Consider the following 16802-nt stretch of genomic DNA (forward strand, 5'->3'; position numbering starts at 1 on the left):
CGTCGCGTTCTCGCGCTGCAATTTGCGCAGCGGTCGAACGACGCCAGGTGACTGGGGCATGTACTCATTGATCGGCTAACCGACTGGTGTCGGGTTAACCCCCAACAGCGGACCAAGCGCGGACATTCTCCGAGGTCGCAGGTGGGCCACTTCCAGACATCGCCGATGAGTATAAGATCAGCGTCCACGCGGAGAACGGCAAGTGGCCCGAATAACATCCTTGGTATGGATCCTAACGACTTTCATAATCATTGTGGTCGCCACTCCACGACGGGCTCTGGCAACACTAGACGCGTCTGCATGCGGGTACCTCGCTGGTCTAATCGATAAGGCGCCACCAGGGCCGTTGTTCTTGCCCAGCTATCCGACGGTGGACTCAGGGCCTCTCCATGGCGCCGCATACCTTTATGACAATGCAGTGGCCGCCATCGCATTGGTCGGTTGCGGTGAGCAAGACAAAGCACGTCGCATCGGCGCGGCGATTCTCGGGGCCATCGACAATGACCGGACCTGGCATGATGGACGGCTCCGGAACGCTTACGCCGGGGGTGTGGTGGCGAATGGCCCTGTCAAACTTCCGGGGTGGTGGGACAACACGCAGAACAAGTGGTTAGAGGATCGATATCAGGTGGGCAGCGATAACGGCAACATCGCATGGGCCATGCTGGCGTTGCTGTCGATTGATGATGTGAACACCGGCTCTCGATTCCGCGATGGTGCAGCACGGCTTGGCACCTGGGTCGCGCAATGGGCCGACAGTCGCGGGACTGGCGGTTTCACGGGCGGTACGTTTGGGCACGAACCGACGCCGGAGTTGCGGACATGGAAATCGACTGAACACAATACTGACCTCGCCGCTGCGTTTGGCCTTCTTGCAACCCGCACAGGCGACTCGCGCTGGCGTGACATGGCAAAAGCTGCTGAGCGCTTCGTGGATACGATGTGGGATCCGGCGTGCGGCTGTTTCGCCGCAGGCACCGCAGAAGACGGCGTCACGCGCAATCCGATTTTGGCCCTTGATGCTCAAGTCTGGCCGTTAACGGCGCTCCCGGGAGCGGCCAGGAAATTTGCATCGGCCATTACGACCGCCGAACAGCGAATGAGAGTCGACGAGGGCTTTTCTTACGGTGAAAACCGAGATGGTGTGTGGACCGAAGGGACAAGCCAAATGGCTCTCTTGCTGAAATTGCTCGGCAGGACTGCGGAGGCAAAATCGTTGGTTGCTGTCATCGAATCCCAGAGGTCGCCGGATGGCGGGTTCTATGCCACAAGTGTCCGAGCACTACCGACCGGGTTCATGCTGGATACCGATCCGGCTAAGCCACGCCTCTATTTCCGATTGCCACATCTTGGCGCTGCTTCGTGGGCTGCTCTTGCAGAACGGGGGTTCAATCCCTTTACGGCGACAAAAGGACTTCCGTAGTTGAACCGCGGTGCCGCCCGTCGAGGTCCGAATTAGGTCAGAAGCGCCGGTTTGAACGGCGCCGCGTCACTTCCGGTGTGCTCCGATCAGCTGACCATACCTGGCCTGGGCCAAAACCACACTTCGCCATCGGGCCATAACCGGACCTTTCAAAGGGACTACACTGGCCGCTCGTCTGGATCAATCAACGCCAAGGTGATCCAGTGCGCTTCGATAGCCGGCCTGATCACACCTTCAACCTCTACCACCGTGTCCCATGCTGACTGGATAGAGACCGCGCGCTCGGTCAATCCAATCAGACGGAATTTACCTCGCACCCGGGCTCCAGACTTAACCGGGCTAAGGAAACGAACCCGCTCGAACCCGTAGTTGACACCCATTCGTATCCCCTCGACGCCCGGCATCGCATCGAAAGCGAGCGTCGATAGGAGCGATAGCGTGAGAAATCCATGTGCAATTGTTCCTCCAAAGGGCGTTTCGCTCTCGGCTCGTTGACGGTCGGTGTGAATAAACTGGTGATCGTGGGTGGCATCGGCGAACGTGTCGATCATCGACCGATTGACCAGCAGCCAATCCGACACGTGCTCGGGGCCGTTGAGAAGCTGACGGTACGCCGTCAATGGAATAAGCTTTCGGCGGATAGCTTCGAGTTCAGCGGCTCGCTTGATGTCTGACACCTTCGACCTCGGCAATGATGATTTGGTCTTTGACCCCGTTTAAGCGAGCCCGCCGCATCGCACCAGTGGTAAGAAAGTTTCGGCCCAGACCGTCCTTGTGACGGCTGAGAGCCGTTCAAAATCTGGTCGGCTGTGGGTCAAAGGCTGCCCTGGCGGCTCCACCAATGGCTTCCGCTCAGCCTCCGGAAGCGGACCGTGCAAAGCCAAGAGGGAGTGTCAGCCACGGGCCAACAGCGGAAGTCCGGATTCGCGCGCGGGGGCGAGGCCTACCTATCAATGGGCGAGAATGTGCGCACGACCTCATACATGCCCGGCTCAAATTTCGCGATGGTGAGCGCCTCTTCGAGAAAGGGTAGCGGTCCAGGATCCTGGCGCATGGCCTCATAGTCTTCCGCGCTGCGCCACTGCGCATACATGGTCACCTTCGTGCCGTCGAGGCTCCGATGAAGGGTCGAGGAAACAAAGCCAGGTGCCCGGCTGACGAATTCATCGGTCGCGCGCGCAAGCAAATCGAGGAGCCGGTCCTGGTTGGCTGGATCTACCGTGAAGACATTTATTAGACTGATCATGCCGGTTCGGTCCTCTCTTTTGTTGCCTGATGCCTTGCCTATCACGAAGGGGGAGTTCCAATAGGACCGTCACCATTTCAGCCTCGCGCCGGATCGACCGCCCGAGGTCGTTGCTGGACGCAAATGATGCGCCACTGGGAGAACCCTATCAAACCAAAGGTAGGCCGCACCGGGTCAAGGCCATTGATGCCCGTTGCGGGTCAAAAGCTACCCTTGGTAGCCAGCATTATCTTGGTCAGCTCACCTCTCGGAGGCGGACATGGCGGCGCTTTGCGTCGAGGTCAGCCACGGGCCATTAGCGGACCATCGAGTACGCCATTGTTCGCACAACTGGCAGTTGGCCGAACCGACTAAAGTGACGCTTCTTCGCTGTGGAATTCGAGCCTAATTCCGTTGACCTTTCGCTTGCGCAAAATCGAGGCCAATCGATCGGAAACGAACCAGCAGTCGGTATAGCGATGCTCGACCCAGCATGCCCGTCCGTCAATAACAGAGGCGTTTAGCGTACACTGCCAAGGCCCGACACGGCGGCTGTAAGCCCAATTGTCGGTGTTGGCCTGTCCGACCACGTTGAAATGGCTGCGCTCAGCGACGATCGAATCGATCCGTCCAACGACATTGAAAATAAAGTGCTGCTGCTCGGCCCGAGCGTTACCGTCCTTGTCTTCGACTGTAACCGGAAAGAACTGGTGCCGCCCGGGGTCAAGCTCTTCAACAGCGTCCTTTACGCGTGAGCTGACCAAGTCGCCTCCTCGACGCATCAGCATCCAGTCGCTCATGGTCTTAGCTTTGGCCAGCCTGACGCGCCGCGGCATTACCTCGGAGGGAATTGGCACCCCGCAATTCCAGCCTACTCGCTTCAGCGACCCCGGCTGAACGAAACTATGCTCGAAATAAGCTTCCAGAACCTCGGCGTCTTCGGCGGAATATCCGATCACCGACTTGCCAAACATACCCCTTATGATCCACGCCATTTTCTGCTTTGCCTCATGAGGCTAATTTTTGGATGAAGGCAGACGAGAATGCCGTCCAGCGAGATGGTCAGTAGGCGTCATTTTCCGTCCCGGCCGACTGACGGCTTTGTATGCTCGCGGTGGCTCGGCCGGCAATCTACCGACTGCCAGCAAACGTGGCGAGCCTCCATTGCTTTTGGCAAGACCTCATGTGTTCCGCTCTGGGTCAAAAGCTACCCTTGGTAGCCAGCATTATCTTGGTCAGCTCACCTCTCGGAGGCGGACATGGCGGCGCTTTGCGTCGAGGTCAGCCACGGGCCACAAGCAGTCACCGTCAGCATTTTGGTTAATCGTCTCTGAAGGCCATCCGAGCATTGGATCGTGAAGTCGTGAACCGCCGTTAGAAAGACCCGTGGTAAGTTGAAGTTATGCTCAGCCCTGAACCATCGGTACGGGACGTACCGAAGTCGCTCACCGACGATCAAATTGCTTCAGCACCGCTCATCGTTAATGGCCTGACGGTCCGACCGCGCAAGCAAGTGAACCCGTGGCTCTGCGCACTTTGTCTGCTGCCAGAGTTCGTAGCGCTCCCCGTTCTTGCCGGTCTCGGCATGCAGCGGCTGCTGCGATACCTAGTCACCCAGCGGAAGAAGGCTAACTAGGCGTGACTTCCGCAACGGGTCAGTAGCGGCCCTTCTCGCGCCTCATGCTTCTGGTCCGCTCTTAGACCGGAAGCCCTCACTCGAGACAATCGCGTTGCATTGTTCGAAGTGAGAAGACAACTCAAGATCGGCCAAATGATCCCAGTATTCTGCCTCAGCCAGCAGCTTCCATTTGTTCATGCTGTTGTACGCGGCCTGTTGGCGACACAGTGAGCTCATCGCACGCAAGCGTCGCACTTTCTCCACTGCGAACCTCCCTTCGCGCCTGCTTGTTGCAAGCGCATCTGTGTTGTCACAGCTTCGCAGATCGAATGGACGAGTGATAGTCCGGTGTTTGACGGTGAATCGATGACAGCGCAATCGTCTGACTTTTTCACCGAATCGCTCGTGGTAACTAAACCACCATCTTGTGCCGCGCGATGCAGGTGCGCAGCACCTCGTCCATCGGTTTGCCCCACCAGTCGTTGGAGAAGATTTCGATCTCGGAATAGCCGGCAAAGCCCTGCGCTTCGACCGCCTGACGCACCGATCTGATGTCGATGACGCCGTCGCCCATCATGCCGCGGTCGTTGAGGATGTCCTTGGTCGGCACCAGCCAGTCGCAGACATGGAACGCGAGCAGGCGACCCTGGCCGGCACGCGCGATCTGGCCCATCAGCTCCGGATCCCACCAGATGTGATAGACGTCGAGCGCGACGCCGAGCATGCCGCTGCGATCAGGGTCGAGCCGGTCGCAAATGTCGAGCGCCTGTTTCGTGGTGTTCACGCAGGCGCGGTCGGCCGCATAGGCCGGATGCAGCGGCTCGATGGCCAGCGGCAGTTTTGCCTGCTTCGCATAGTCGAGCATCTCGGCGAGCGCGTCCTCGACCTGCCCGCGCGCCGCCGCGATGTCCTTCGAGGCTTCGCTGCCCGGCCGCGAATATTGTGGCAGGCCGCCGACGACGAGGACGATGCAGGGCGCGCCCAGCGCCTTGGCTTCGTCGACGCAGCGGCGGTTGTCGTCGCGTACCTCGCCCCGGCGCGAGGCATCCGACGTGAACATGCCGCCACGGCAATAGCCTGAGAGTTCGAGGCCGGCCTCGCGTACCGCGCGCGCGGCGCGCTCGAGACCGACGGCAGCGACCTGGTCGCGCCAGGGATCGATGGCGCGGATGCCATGCTTCGCACAGGCCTCGATGATCGCGACGAGGTCACCCTGCTTGCGGACCGTCGCCGTGTTCAACGACAGCCAGCGGTGATCGGACGAGAAGTCGCGCATCAGGATTCGATACCGTGGGTGGCGAGCACGGTCTTCATCCGTTGCGTCGCGAGTTCAGGGTTGGCGAGCAGTCCGGCCTTGTCGGCCAGACGAAACAGCTCAGCGAGGTGCAGCGTGGAGCGCGTGCTCTCCTGTCCCCCGACCATGGTGAAATGATCCTGGTGACCGTTGAGATAGGCCATGAACACGACGCCGGTCTTGTAGAACCGCGTCGGCGCTTTGAAGATGTGGCGCGACAGCGGCACCGTCGGCCCGAGCACGTCGTGAAAGCCGGCCTCGTCACCGGCTGCCAGCCGCGACAACGCGTAGGACGCCGCCGGCGCGATCGCGTCGAAGATACCGAGCAGCGCGTGCGAAAAGCCCTGTTCGTCACCGGCAATCAGCTCCGCGTAGTTGAAATCGTCCCCGGTATACATCTTGATGCGTTTGTCGAGACGCCGGCGCATGTCGATTTCGCGCTGCTTGTCGAGCAGCGAGACTTTCACGCCGTCGACCTTGGCGGCGTTGCCATTGATGATGGCGACCGCCGTATCCATCGCCTTGTCGAGATCCTGGGTGCCCCAATAGCCCGCGAGGGCCGGATCGAACATGTCGCCGAGCCAGTGGATGATCACGGGCTCGCGGACCTGCGACAGCACGCGGTCATAGACCTTGGCGTAATCGTCGGCGTTGCGGCCGAGTTTTGCCAGGGCGCGCGAGGCCATCAGGATGATGCGGCCGCCGACCTTCTCGACCGCAGAGATCTGCTCCTCATAGGCGCGGATCACGTCGTCCAGGTTTTTGGCATCCTCGACCGCGAGATGGTCGGTGCCGGCGCCGGAGAACACCAGGGCGTTGCGGCGCTTTGCGGCACCGACCGAACGCGTGATCAGCTCCAGCGAGGTCGGCCAGTCCAGCCCCATGCCGCGCTGCGCAGTGTCCATGGCTTCGGCAACGCCAAGGCCGAGGTCCCAGACGTGCTCGCGGAAGGCGATGGTCTTGTCCCAGTCGACGGCGACCGACAGCCAGGGATCATTGTCCGCGAAGGGATCGGCGACCGTGTGCACGGCCGAGAAAGCGATGCGGTTCAGCGGCCCCTCGAGCTTGGCGGGGAACGTGCGCGAGGCCGCGAGCCGGTAGGTCTCGATCGAGCGATCGGCCTTCGGCAGCTTGAGCGCCAATGACGACATCGGTTGGACGGGCTTGTTCATGATTTCGAACCTCTCCCCGTCATTGCGAGGAGCAGAGCGACGAAGCAATCCAGACTGCCTCGGCGGAAAGATCCTGGATTGCTTCGCTGCGCTCGCAATGACGGCTTGGTAGACATCGGGGCTTATCTAGTAGACCTCACGCCTTGATCGGGGCGACGTCGATCCAGCGCCGCTCCTTCCAGCTCTTCAGCGCGCACTCGGCGAGCTGCACGCCCTTGGCGCCTTCGAGCAGCGTGAACTTGTAGGGCGCATCCTCGTAGACGTGGCGGATGAACATCTCCCACTGTTCCTTGAAGCCGTTGTCGTAGGTGACGTTGTCGGGCAGCTTCTGCCAGTCGCCGTAGAAATCGTGCAGCCGTTTCTCGTCCGGATTCCAGACCGGACGAGGCGTCGCCTGCCGCGCCTGGATCATGCAGTCGGTGAGGCCTGCGACCGCCGAGCCGTGCGTGCCGTCGACCTGGAAGGTGACGAGGTCATCGCGATAGACGCGCGTCACCCAGGACATGTTGATGTGGGCGATGATGCCGCCCTCCAGCTGGAAGGTCGCATAGGCGGAATCATCCGCGGTCGCCTTGTACTTCTGCTCCTGCTCGTCGAAACGCTCCGGAATATCGGTGTTGCCGATGCAGACCACGCTCTGGACATTGCCGAAGAGGTTGTCGAGCACGTAACGCCAGTGGCAGACCATGTCCAGGATGATGCCGCCGCCGTCCTCGCTGCGGTAATTCCAGGATGGCCGCTGCGCCTCCTGCCAGCCGCCTTCGAACACCCAATAGCCGAACTCGCCGCGCACCGAGAGGATGCGGCCGAAGAAGCCGGAATCGCGCAGGAAGGCGATCTTCTTCAGGCCGGGCAGGAACAGCTTATCCTGTACCGTGCCGTGCTTGACGCCCTTGGCATTGGCGAGCTTCACGACCTCGATGGCCTCCTCGAAATTCGTCGCGATCGGCTTTTCGCAATACACATGCTTGCCGGCGTTGATGGCCTGCGTCAGCAGGCCGGGCCGGGCCTGCGTGGTCGCAGCGTCGAAGAACATGGTGTCGTTCTTGTCGGCGAGCGCGGCATCGAGATCGGTGGTCCAGCGCGTGATGTTGTAGCGCTTCGCAAGCGCCTCGACCTTCTCTGCGCTGCGGCCGACCAGGATCGGATCGGGCATGACGCGGTCGCCGTTCTTCAGGCGGACGCCGCCCTGCTCGCGGATCGCGACGATCGAGCGGATCAGATGCTGGTTGAGCCCCATGCGGCCGGTGACGCCGTTCATGATGAGGCCGAGGCGTTGCGTGGTCATGCCAGATACTCCTGAAGTGATTTTGGCTGTTCGAGCGGACGAAGCGCTGACCAGTCCGGATGGACCGACGTCGCAAAGCCCGTTGCATGAAGCGATCCCGTCAGGAGATCACCGTCGTGGATGGAGAGGCGGATGCCCTGCCCGGCATCGGCATAGAGATCGGGGTGCGCGGCGGCGAAGGCTTGCGCTTCAGGAGTTGGCGTGTCGCCAAAGCCGTCGACATAGTGATGGCCGTTGCGCTCGGCGTGGGTGACGCCGATGAAGGCGCCGAGCGCGAGGTCCTGCTGCACGGCGAGACCGGCCTGGCAAGTGAGGTCCTCGCCGGTCACGAAGTACTGCTCGCCGCCCGCGCTCCATTTCGCCGCGCGCGTCGCGTTGACGATGGATTTGTAGAGGCCCTTGCAGGATTTGGAGGAGATGCCGCGATAGCCTAGGGCCCGGGCGGCCGGAAAAGCGTCGTAGGAATCGTCGGCTTCGTCGATGATGAAACCGCGATCTGCCAGCGCGCCGAGCGGCGATTGCCGGGTGATGTCGCGCGGCATTGGCTGTTCGACATAAAGCAATCGCGCCGCGATCCGGCGCAGCGCGGCGTCATGATCGAGCCGGTCGATCAGCGCACGCAACGCCGAGAGGTCGGCGTACTGCTCGTTGGCGTCGAGCGTCACCTTGTAGTCACGCCCCAGCTTATCGAGCTCCTTGCCGATCCGGGCAAGCCGCGCCGCGTCGGCCGCAGGATCGCCCGACAGCTTGAGCTTGAAATAGCGCGCACCTGCGTTCTCCCGCGGGTCGGCAACGCCGCCCTCGCCTTCTACGGGATCGTCAAGACCGACGGTGTGCCTGATGGCAACACGCTCCAGCGGGGCCCGGCCGCCGAGGAACGTGGCGATGTCCGCCCCCCCAAGGTCAGGCGAGAGGCGCGCGTCCATGCCGGCGATGTTGCCGGCCATCCCGTCGAAGAAATTGGTCTCGGCGGCGCGCAGCAGCGCATCGAGGATCGCCTTGTCGATCTCCGCCGGGCCATAAGCGGCGGCGAGCGCCGGAATGTTCTTCTTCGCGCAGGTCGCGATCTGCGCCCCGATGCACGAGGCATGCAGATCGAACGCGGTCTGGTATCCGGTCCGCGCCAGGTAGAGACCGCGCGCGATCTCCAGCGCGCGACGCAAGCCATCGACCGTCTGCGCCGGCGACAGCTCCGGCCGCTTGTCGAACCATTTCGGCACCAGCAGTTCAGCACTGGCGCCGACGGCAACGCCCCTGTTTGTAGTCTTGCCCTCGACCTCGATCTCGACCCGCACGAACAGCTGCGGCGTCGCGTTGATGGTAACAGCGCCGAAGCGGAACGGCCGCGCGAACTGCACGGGACGTTCGAAGAAGGCGATGTCTCGCAGCTTCAGGCGGGGTGACATGGTCTAACAACAAAACGAGGTGAGCTTGGTGCGAGCGGTATGCCCACGGGCGACTCGCCTCTCCCGCTTGCGGGAGAGGCCGACGCGCAAAGCGCGGCGGGTGAGGGTTCTATCCTCTTGGGGAGTCTTTCCAGCGGAGACACGCTCTCCCCACCCCTCCCCCGCAGGCGGGGGAGGGAGCGCAGCGTGCACGTGGCTCCCTCGGAAAACGCCATGACAGCTAATCCAATGCACCCTGCGAGAAGAAGTGCTTGCGGATGCGCTGCACGAGCTCGGTGAAAACAGGATCGGCCATCACGTCGAGCGAGCGCGGGCGCGGCAGTGGCACGTCGTAGATCGCGGCGACCGCGCCGGGGCGCTCGGTCATGACCAGGACGCGATCGGCGAGGAACACAGCCTCCGGAATCGAATGCGTGATCAGCAGCACCGTCTTCTTCGTCTCGCGCTGGATGCGCATCAATTCGAGATTCATGCGTTCACGCGTCAATGCATCGAGCGCGCCGAACGGCTCGTCCATCAGCATGATCCTGGGATCGTGCACCAGCGCGCGGCAGATCGAGGCACGCTGCTGCATGCCGCCGGAGAGTTGCCAGGGCAGCTTCTTCTCAAAACCTTCGAGTCCGACCAGCTTCAGCAGCGCCTTGGCGCGTTCGAGATATTTTTGCCGGGGCAGCCGCTTCATGTCGATCGGCAGCATCACGTTGGACAGGATGTTGCGCCATGGCAGGAGCAGCGCGTTCTGGAAGACGATGCCGACATTGCCATGCGGCGCCGTCACCTTCTCGCCCTCGACCAGGATTTCGCCCGTCGTCGGCGGCAGCAGACCCGAGATCAGCTTGAGCAGCGTGGACTTGCCGCAGCCGGATGGGCCGACCACGACGAAGAACTCACCGTCGTTGATGTGGAAGTCGAGCGGCCGCAGCGACGGCACGTCGCCGTCGCGTGTCCGGTAGGTCTTGGACACGCCGGACAGCTTGATGCCCGACGAATCGGCGGCACGGCCGCTTACCAGGCGCAGATGCGCGGCCGGCTGGTTGATATCGACTGGCTTGGTCGCAGGGTTCATCACAACCTTCTCCACGCGTCGTCCCTGCGAACGCAGGAACCCATACGCCGTGCCGGAGCGTTCGGGCACGCGGGTTGAGACCTTCCGTAACCATCAAGGCCGGTGGTTATGAGTCCCTGCGTTCGCAGGGACGACAGAGGAGATTGATCGCTCACGACCCGCTCTTCGGCAGATAATCGTTGGTGTAGAAGGCCTTCGGGTTGTCCTTGGCCTTGGCATCGAGACCGCCATATTCGACCATCAGATTGACGGAGTCCGTCATGTTCTGGTCGGTGACCTGGAACGGCCGCTTGCTCTTGGTCTCCGCAGTCCGGTAGAGCGGAATGGTCAGCTCGAAACCTTGCGTCAGCGTGTCGATCTTGCCGCCCTTGGGGTTGGCATCGAGGATTGCCTGCGCCGCGGCTTTGGGTTCCTTCTCGGCGGCTTCCACCGCCTTGGTCGTCGCCGACATGAAGCGGCGGACGAGATCGGCGTTGGCCTTCACATAGTCGGTGTTGGCGATGATGCCTGATGAAACCATGTTGATGCCGTAGTCGGCGAACTTGATCGGATAGACGTCCTTGCCGGTGGCGTCCTTGATCTTCATCGACTGGTCCATGACGTAGCCGAGCAAGAGGTCGGCCTGGCCATTGATGACGGCGTTGAGCTTGGTCTGGCCGTCGCCGGCCACGGTCTTGAAGTCGCTCTCCTTCAGGCCGGTCTTCTTCAGGAACAGCGGCCAGATCTGGGTCATGGAATCAGCGGGCGTGATCGCCACCGTCTTGCCCTTGATGTCCTCGGGCTTCCTGATGTTCTTGTCGGCGAAGCCCATCGCAGACATCGGGCTGGTCTGGAGCAGCACGCCGGTCGCAACCACGGGCGCGCCCTTGATCGCGGCGCGCATCATGGTGGGGACGTCAACATAGCCGAAATCCGCCGTCTTGGCCGCGACGGCCTGCGTCGTCGCCGCCGAGCCGCGGCCTTCCTGGATCTCGAGGTCGATGCCTTCAGCCGCATAAATGCCCTTGGCCTTGCCGTAATAGAACGGCGCGTGCTCGCCATAGACGTACCAGTTCAGCATCAGCACGACCTTGTCGGCCGCCTGCGCCGGCATGGCCGCGAAGGTCATCAGCACCGCCGAGACAGCCCCAATCAAGCGCTTCATCGTCACTCTCCCTTGCCCTTGTTGCGTCGGCCGTTGGTGGCCGTTCGTTTCGTCACTTCAGAGCCGCAAACACTCAAGCGGCGAAAATCACGTCCTCGCGCTGGCTGACATGCCAGGGAATGACCAGCTTCTCGATCCGGTCCACGATCCAGAACAGGATCACACCGAGCAGCGCGAGAATGACGAGGGCAGCGAACATCGTCGGCAGATCGAACGTGCCGATCGAGCGCTGCATGACGTAGCCGATCCCGGAATTGGAGCCGACGAACTCGCCGACGACGGCGCCGACCACGGCGAGCGTTACCGACACTTTGAGGCCGGAGAAAATCGCCGGCAGCGCATGCGGCAGGTTCACCGCGCGAAACACCTGGAAACGGCTGCCCTGCATGGCGCGGGCGAGATCGACCATGTCAGGATCGACTGACTTGAAGCCCTGCACCGCCGAGACCACCACTGGGAAAAAGCCGAGCAGGAACGCGGAGATCACCTTTGGAATGATGCCGAAGCCGAACCAGACCACGAACAGCGGCGCGATCGCGATCTTGGGCACGGATTGCGAGAACACCAGCAGCGGATAGACGTAGCTCTCCACTGTCCTGGAGCCTGCGATCAGCATCGCCACGGGAATTCCGAACAGCGCCGAGAGCAGGAAACCGCAGACGGTCGCGTAGGTGGTCGGCCAGGACTGGCGTAGCAGTTCCGGCCATTCGGTGCGCAGCACGGCGACGACATCGAGCGGCGACGGGATCTGATAGGCGGGAATCCTGAAGATTCGGATCGCGAGATCCCAGGCGACCACGATGAAGACCAGGAACAGAAACGGCCGAACCCAGGCCGCGTTCAGCATCTTGGACACCGCATTTTGCGGCTTCGGCTCGGCCAATTTTCACTCCCGGCATCTTCTTCGTTACGAGGAGAAATTAACCCGTTGGATAAATACTGTCCAGAGCTTTCCCTGTGACGTTTTGCGCCGGGGTTCCGGGGCTGTGTGTGGGGGGACGCACAATCGCCTCCGTGTCCCGGACGCGCTGCAACGCGAAGCGTTGCGGCGCAGAGCCGGGAGCCGGCGGCCGCGTGCTCGATGGTGACATGGGCCCCGGCTCTGCAGCGCCCCGCAAGAGCGCTGCGCTGCGTCCGGGGCACGAGACCGCCCCACCCTCAATGTCATTCCCAGCGAAGGCGGGGAATCCAGCACGCCGCGGCCTCGCCGTATCCCATTAGCGTCTCTGGAATACTGGATTGCCCGCCTTCGCGGGCAATGAGAGTGGAGATTGGGGAAGAGGCGGATGCCACGTCTGCCCTGCGTGCGGGCTCCGCCCGCTACACCGTCTGCACCACCGCGCTGCGCGACTTCGGCGCCTTGGCAATCTCGAACAGTGCCACGGACTGCCCCGTCAATGCCGCCAGGACTAGGCCGACCATGTGCGCGAGCCGCTCGTCCTTGGCCTTCTTGTCCAGGAGATCGCGGCCGAAGATCACGCTGAGCGTCGCCGAATTGGAGAGATAGAAGAAACTCAGCGCCGCGATCGAGATGTAGAGCTGCACCGGATCGACCGCGACCTGGAAATCGCCGCTGTCGATGCCGCGCCGCACCACGGTGCGGATCATCTCGACGAAGGGCGAATGCATCGACTTGACCTTGGTCGATTTCTTCAGGTGTTTTGCGCGCGCGAGGTTCTCGGTCTGGAGCAGCGACAGGAACTCCGGATTGCGCAGGAAGTAATTCCAGGTGAACTCGATCAGGCGTCTGATCGCCTCGGGCGGATCGAGGTGCTCGAGATCGAGCCCCCGCTCCTCGCTGCGGATCTTGTCATAGGCGCCTTCGAGCACCGCGAGATAGAGCTCGTCCTTGTTGCCGACGTGATAGTACAGCATGCGCTTGTTGGCGCCGGCCTTCGCCGCGATACGGTCGACGCGCGCGCCGGCGAGACCATGGGCGGAGAACTCCTGCTTGGCAGCTTCGAGAATGCGCAGCCGCATCCCCTCGGGATCGCGCTGCCATTTCAGAGTTCGCTTTGCCTTCGCCTTCGCCAAACCGGGTGCTCGCTGGGTGCTGTCAAGTCAGCGTGTAACATGCGGGCGGGTGTTTGAGAACGATCTCGTGCCCCGGACGCAGCGCAGCGCTTCTTCAGCGGTGCGCTGCGTCCGGGGCACGAGAGTGCATTACGCGGTCCCTCAATCCACCGGCTTCGGCGAGCGCTCCAGCAGAACCGTCTGAATCCCGCAGGTCCCGCTCCGCACCGTCATGATCCGCGTGCCCGGCTTGCGGCCGTTGCGGACTTCGCTGACGTCGAGGCCGGAAGCGATCAGGCGGGCGCGGGTGGCGTCGATGTCGGCGACCCGCCAGCTCAGGCCCCAGAGCCGGTCATGCGTGAGGTCACCGCCGGCGACGGGCCGGCGTACCACCTCGACGATGAGATCGCCGCAGCGGAAGAACATCAGCTGGCCCCAGTCCTGGTGCGAGCGGTCGAGGGCGAGATCGAGCCCGAGCCGCGCTCCATAAAGCGCGGCGGCGCGCTCGGAATCCTCGGTGGTGATGACGACGTGGTCGAGCGCGTCGATCGGCGCGATGTCGGTCGCGGCCGACTTCGGACGCTCGTCGGCCAGTTCGAGGAAGAACATGCGCACGCCGCGCGTGAGCTCCGTGGCGGCACGCGTCCGCTTCCAGTGCAGCATGGCGTCGCTGACGGCATCGCTGCTTTCGACCTCGGCGACCGGGTCCGGCCTCAAGGCCACCCGCTCCAGCCGCCGGTGCATCTTGCCGATGTCCGCGACCCGAAAGCACAGGCTGGCGAGCATGCCCTCCTGGTCCTCGAGCAGTGCGCGCATGCGGTCGGCGGTGACGCTGAAGCCGTGAGGGGCCATCAGCTCGATCGTCATGTTGTCGAGGGTGAACAGCACCCGGTCAGCGCCCTCGCCGGAGTTCTGCCAGGCCGGCGCGCGGGCGAGCAGCGTCTGATAGGCCGCCTTGGCCGCACCAATATCGCTCACCAGAGCGACGATGTGATCGAGGCCGGTGATCATCCTGCACCCTTTTGAACGACTTGGAACCCATGGACCGGCAGACGGTCTTTGTCCGGGCTTGGCATTGGCCCGACATGGTCGTATTCCGGCACCATGCTGACCTCAAGCGCTTCGGGCGGCAGTTTTGCGAATAATTTCAGCGTCCCTCCGGAGCGGAACCGGTGCTAGAGTAATCCCGCCGGCCGGGACCACAAGCGCATCACGGACAAGCAATGCAGGCTCTCTTCATCGGACAGACCTATATCGACGTCGTCTTCATCACCGACCACATGCCGACCGGCGACGAGAAGCACGTGGCCTCGGACTACGCGGTCTCCTTCGGCGGCAACGCGGTGACGGCGGCCTTCTGCTGCGCCAAGCTCGGCATCGTGCCCGATCTCATCGCCACGGCGGCCAATGACTGGCTGGGGCGCATGTTCCAGGACATGTGCGCCAAGTACGGCATCTCGCTGCACGGGCGCAAGGTCAACCAGTCCTCGCTCTCCTTCATCATGCCCAAGGACGGCAAGCGCGCCATTGTCCGCTGCCGCGACGACGAGCACATCCACCCCTTCCCGATGCTCAATCTCGGCGGCTGCCGCGCGCTGCATGTCGACGGCCACCAGCCGGATGCCGCAATCCACTACGCCAAGGTGTGCCGCGAGGCGGGCATCCTGACCTCGCTCGACGGCGGCGGCCTGCGCACCAACACGCATGAGCTGCTCGAATATATCGACGTCGCCATCGTCGCCGAGCGGCTGTGCGAGCAGATGGACCTGACGCCTGAGAAGATGCTCGACTACCTCAAGGGCCGCGGCTGCAAGATCGGCGGCGTCACCATGGGCGAGAAGGGCCTGCTCTGGTACGACGAGACAGGGACGGTCCAGGTGATGCCGGCGATGCCGATCCCGCGCGAGCGCGTCATCGACACCAACGGCGCCGGCGACGTCTTCCACGGCGCCTATGTCTATTCCTACCTCGCCCATCCCGGCAAAAGCTGGCGCGAGCATTTCGATTTCGCGCGCGCCGCCTCGACCTTCAAGATCCAGCGCCTCGGCAACGAGGCGGGGTTGCCGACACTCGTCGACATCGCCAAGGTCAGGCACGAGTTCGAGGTCAGGGTCTAAAGCGCGATGCGATTAGGATGAATCGTCATCGCGCTTTAGGCTATTGTTTGAGCATGATCTTTTCGGAAAACCGCTACACACTTTTCCGGATCATGCTCTAGCGGTCGCAGGGATCAGGATGGGGCGCGTCTTCGTCGCCGGCAGCATCAACATGGACGTGGTGGCGACCGCCGATCGCCATCCGAAGGTCGGCGAGACCGTCGCCGGCCGGCAGGTGTTGTATTTTCCAGGCGGCAAGGGCGCCAACCAGGCGGTCGCGGCGTCACGGCTTGGCGCGCGGACCACGCTGATCGGGCGGCTGGGGAAGGATTCATTCGGAGGCGAGCTGAAGGCCTTTCTCGGCGAGCAGGGCATCGACCTCGGCTATGTCCAGGAGACGGCGGAGGCCCACACCGGGACGGCCATCATCACGGTGGCGGAGGCCGACAATACCATCGTCGTCATTCCCGGGGCGAACGGGCTGGTCGGCGCCGACGACGTCGAGGTCGTGCCGCTACTGGCGGGCGACGTCGCCGTCAGCCAGTTCGAGATTCCGCTGCCGACGATCGCCGCGTTCTTCCGACGCGCCCGCGCCGCCGGGGCCACGACGGTGCTCAACCCGGCTCCGGCGCAAGCCATGTCCCGCGAGCTGCTCGCGCTCGTCGACATCCTCGTGCTGAACGAGACCGAGCTCGGATTCCTCGCAGGCAGCGGGCTCTCCGAGAGCGACGAGGCGGCAAGGATCATTGCCGTGGCGCGGCAGCTTCAGGCGCGCGAGGACCAGACCATCTGCGTCACGCTCGGCAAGCGCGGCGTGCTCGCGCTGGCGGGGCGCGAGGAGATTGCCGTGCCCGGCCGCGCGGTGAAGGCGCTCGACACCACGGGCGCCGGCGACTGCTTCGTCGGCGCGCTGGCGGCGCAACTGGCCGACGATGTGCCCTTGCGCGCTGCCCTCGCCTTCGCCAATGCCGCGGCGTCGATCAGCGTGCAGCGGATGGGCGCCGGGCCGTCGATGCCGACGGCCGCGGAGGTGGCGGCGGTTTTGCCGCGCTAAGCG

Annotated in this window: 15 protein-coding genes; 3 read left to right on the top strand and 12 right to left on the bottom strand. The window is 63.0% G+C overall.

Translation table 11 applies throughout. The annotated features are described in order from the left end of the window. The first annotated feature begins 418 nt into the window (after window positions 1-418). Window positions 419-1423 carry a hypothetical protein gene (locus XH96_RS28255; RefSeq protein WP_246789766.1) on the top strand — a complete coding sequence of 335 codons (1005 nt, stop codon included), beginning with the start codon at window positions 419-421 and terminating at the stop codon, window positions 1421-1423. Between the two features lie 158 nt (window positions 1424-1581). Here the strand turns inward: XH96_RS28255 and XH96_RS28260 are convergent, their stop codons facing one another. The 12 genes from XH96_RS28260 to XH96_RS28315 all read right to left on the bottom strand — a co-directional run bounded on the left by XH96_RS28260 (window position 1582) and on the right by XH96_RS28315 (window position 14660). Further along, window positions 1582-2100, bottom strand: coding sequence for a MaoC family dehydratase (locus XH96_RS28260; protein ID WP_371739890.1), 519 nt, complete (start codon window positions 2098-2100; stop codon window positions 1582-1584). Between the two features lie 266 nt (window positions 2101-2366). Beyond that, window positions 2367-2669 carry an antibiotic biosynthesis monooxygenase gene (locus XH96_RS28265; RefSeq protein WP_142252419.1) on the bottom strand — a complete coding sequence of 101 codons (303 nt, stop codon included), beginning with the start codon at window positions 2667-2669 and terminating at the stop codon, window positions 2367-2369. Window positions 2670-3019: 350 nt separating this feature from the next. Further along, window positions 3020-3622: an imm11 family protein gene (locus XH96_RS28270; protein ID WP_210337783.1), complete on the bottom strand. Its 603-nt coding sequence runs from the start codon at window positions 3620-3622 to the stop codon at window positions 3020-3022. A gap of 1056 nt (window positions 3623-4678) precedes the next feature. After that, window positions 4679-5542, bottom strand: coding sequence for a sugar phosphate isomerase/epimerase (locus XH96_RS28275; protein ID WP_194388777.1), 864 nt, complete (start codon window positions 5540-5542; stop codon window positions 4679-4681). Beyond that, window positions 5542-6732: a dihydrodipicolinate synthase family protein gene (locus tag XH96_RS28280; protein WP_194388779.1), complete on the bottom strand. Its 1191-nt coding sequence runs from the start codon at window positions 6730-6732 to the stop codon at window positions 5542-5544. Before XH96_RS28280 ends, XH96_RS28275 begins: the two co-directional genes overlap by 1 nt. 136 nt (window positions 6733-6868) lie before the next feature. Then, on the bottom strand, window positions 6869-8020 hold the full coding sequence (locus XH96_RS28285; RefSeq protein ID WP_194388781.1) for a Gfo/Idh/MocA family protein: 1152 nt from the start codon (window positions 8018-8020) through the stop codon (window positions 6869-6871). After that, window positions 8017-9426: a hypothetical protein gene (locus XH96_RS28290; RefSeq protein WP_194388783.1), complete on the bottom strand. Its 1410-nt coding sequence runs from the start codon at window positions 9424-9426 to the stop codon at window positions 8017-8019. Before XH96_RS28290 ends, XH96_RS28285 begins: the two co-directional genes overlap by 4 nt. Before the next feature lie 220 nt (window positions 9427-9646). Next, the gene (locus XH96_RS28295; protein ID WP_194388785.1) at window positions 9647-10492 is read right to left on the bottom strand and encodes an ABC transporter ATP-binding protein; all 846 of its coding nucleotides are present in this window, start codon (window positions 10490-10492) and stop codon (window positions 9647-9649) included. A gap of 151 nt (window positions 10493-10643) precedes the next feature. Next, window positions 10644-11636: an ABC transporter substrate-binding protein gene (locus XH96_RS28300; protein ID WP_194388787.1), complete on the bottom strand. Its 993-nt coding sequence runs from the start codon at window positions 11634-11636 to the stop codon at window positions 10644-10646. 73 nt (window positions 11637-11709) lie between these two features. Then, complete coding sequence (locus XH96_RS28305) at window positions 11710-12519, bottom strand: ABC transporter permease (protein ID WP_194388788.1); 810 nt, start codon at window positions 12517-12519, stop codon at window positions 11710-11712. 437 nt (window positions 12520-12956) lie between these two features. Then, window positions 12957-13616, bottom strand: coding sequence for a TetR/AcrR family transcriptional regulator (locus XH96_RS28310; RefSeq protein ID WP_194394288.1), 660 nt, complete (start codon window positions 13614-13616; stop codon window positions 12957-12959). A 195-nt stretch (window positions 13617-13811) separates the two neighbouring features. Beyond that, entirely contained in the window at window positions 13812-14660 is an 849-nt protein-coding gene (locus XH96_RS28315; protein WP_194388790.1) for a VOC family protein, read from the bottom strand. A 212-nt stretch (window positions 14661-14872) separates the two neighbouring features. Between XH96_RS28315 and XH96_RS28320 the strand changes: the two genes are divergently transcribed. Both XH96_RS28320 and XH96_RS28325 read left to right on the top strand, forming a co-directional pair. Then, entirely contained in the window at window positions 14873-15766 is an 894-nt protein-coding gene (locus XH96_RS28320) for a sugar kinase (RefSeq protein ID WP_194388792.1), read from the top strand. A 118-nt stretch (window positions 15767-15884) separates the two neighbouring features. Continuing rightward, window positions 15885-16799 carry a ribokinase gene (locus XH96_RS28325; protein ID WP_194388794.1) on the top strand — a complete coding sequence of 305 codons (915 nt, stop codon included), beginning with the start codon at window positions 15885-15887 and terminating at the stop codon, window positions 16797-16799. Window positions 16800-16802: the final 3 nt, after the last annotated feature.

The organism is Bradyrhizobium sp. CCBAU 51765, from assembly GCF_015291725.1.
In the GTDB taxonomy this organism is placed as follows: Bacteria; Pseudomonadota; Alphaproteobacteria; order Rhizobiales; family Xanthobacteraceae; genus Bradyrhizobium; species Bradyrhizobium liaoningense.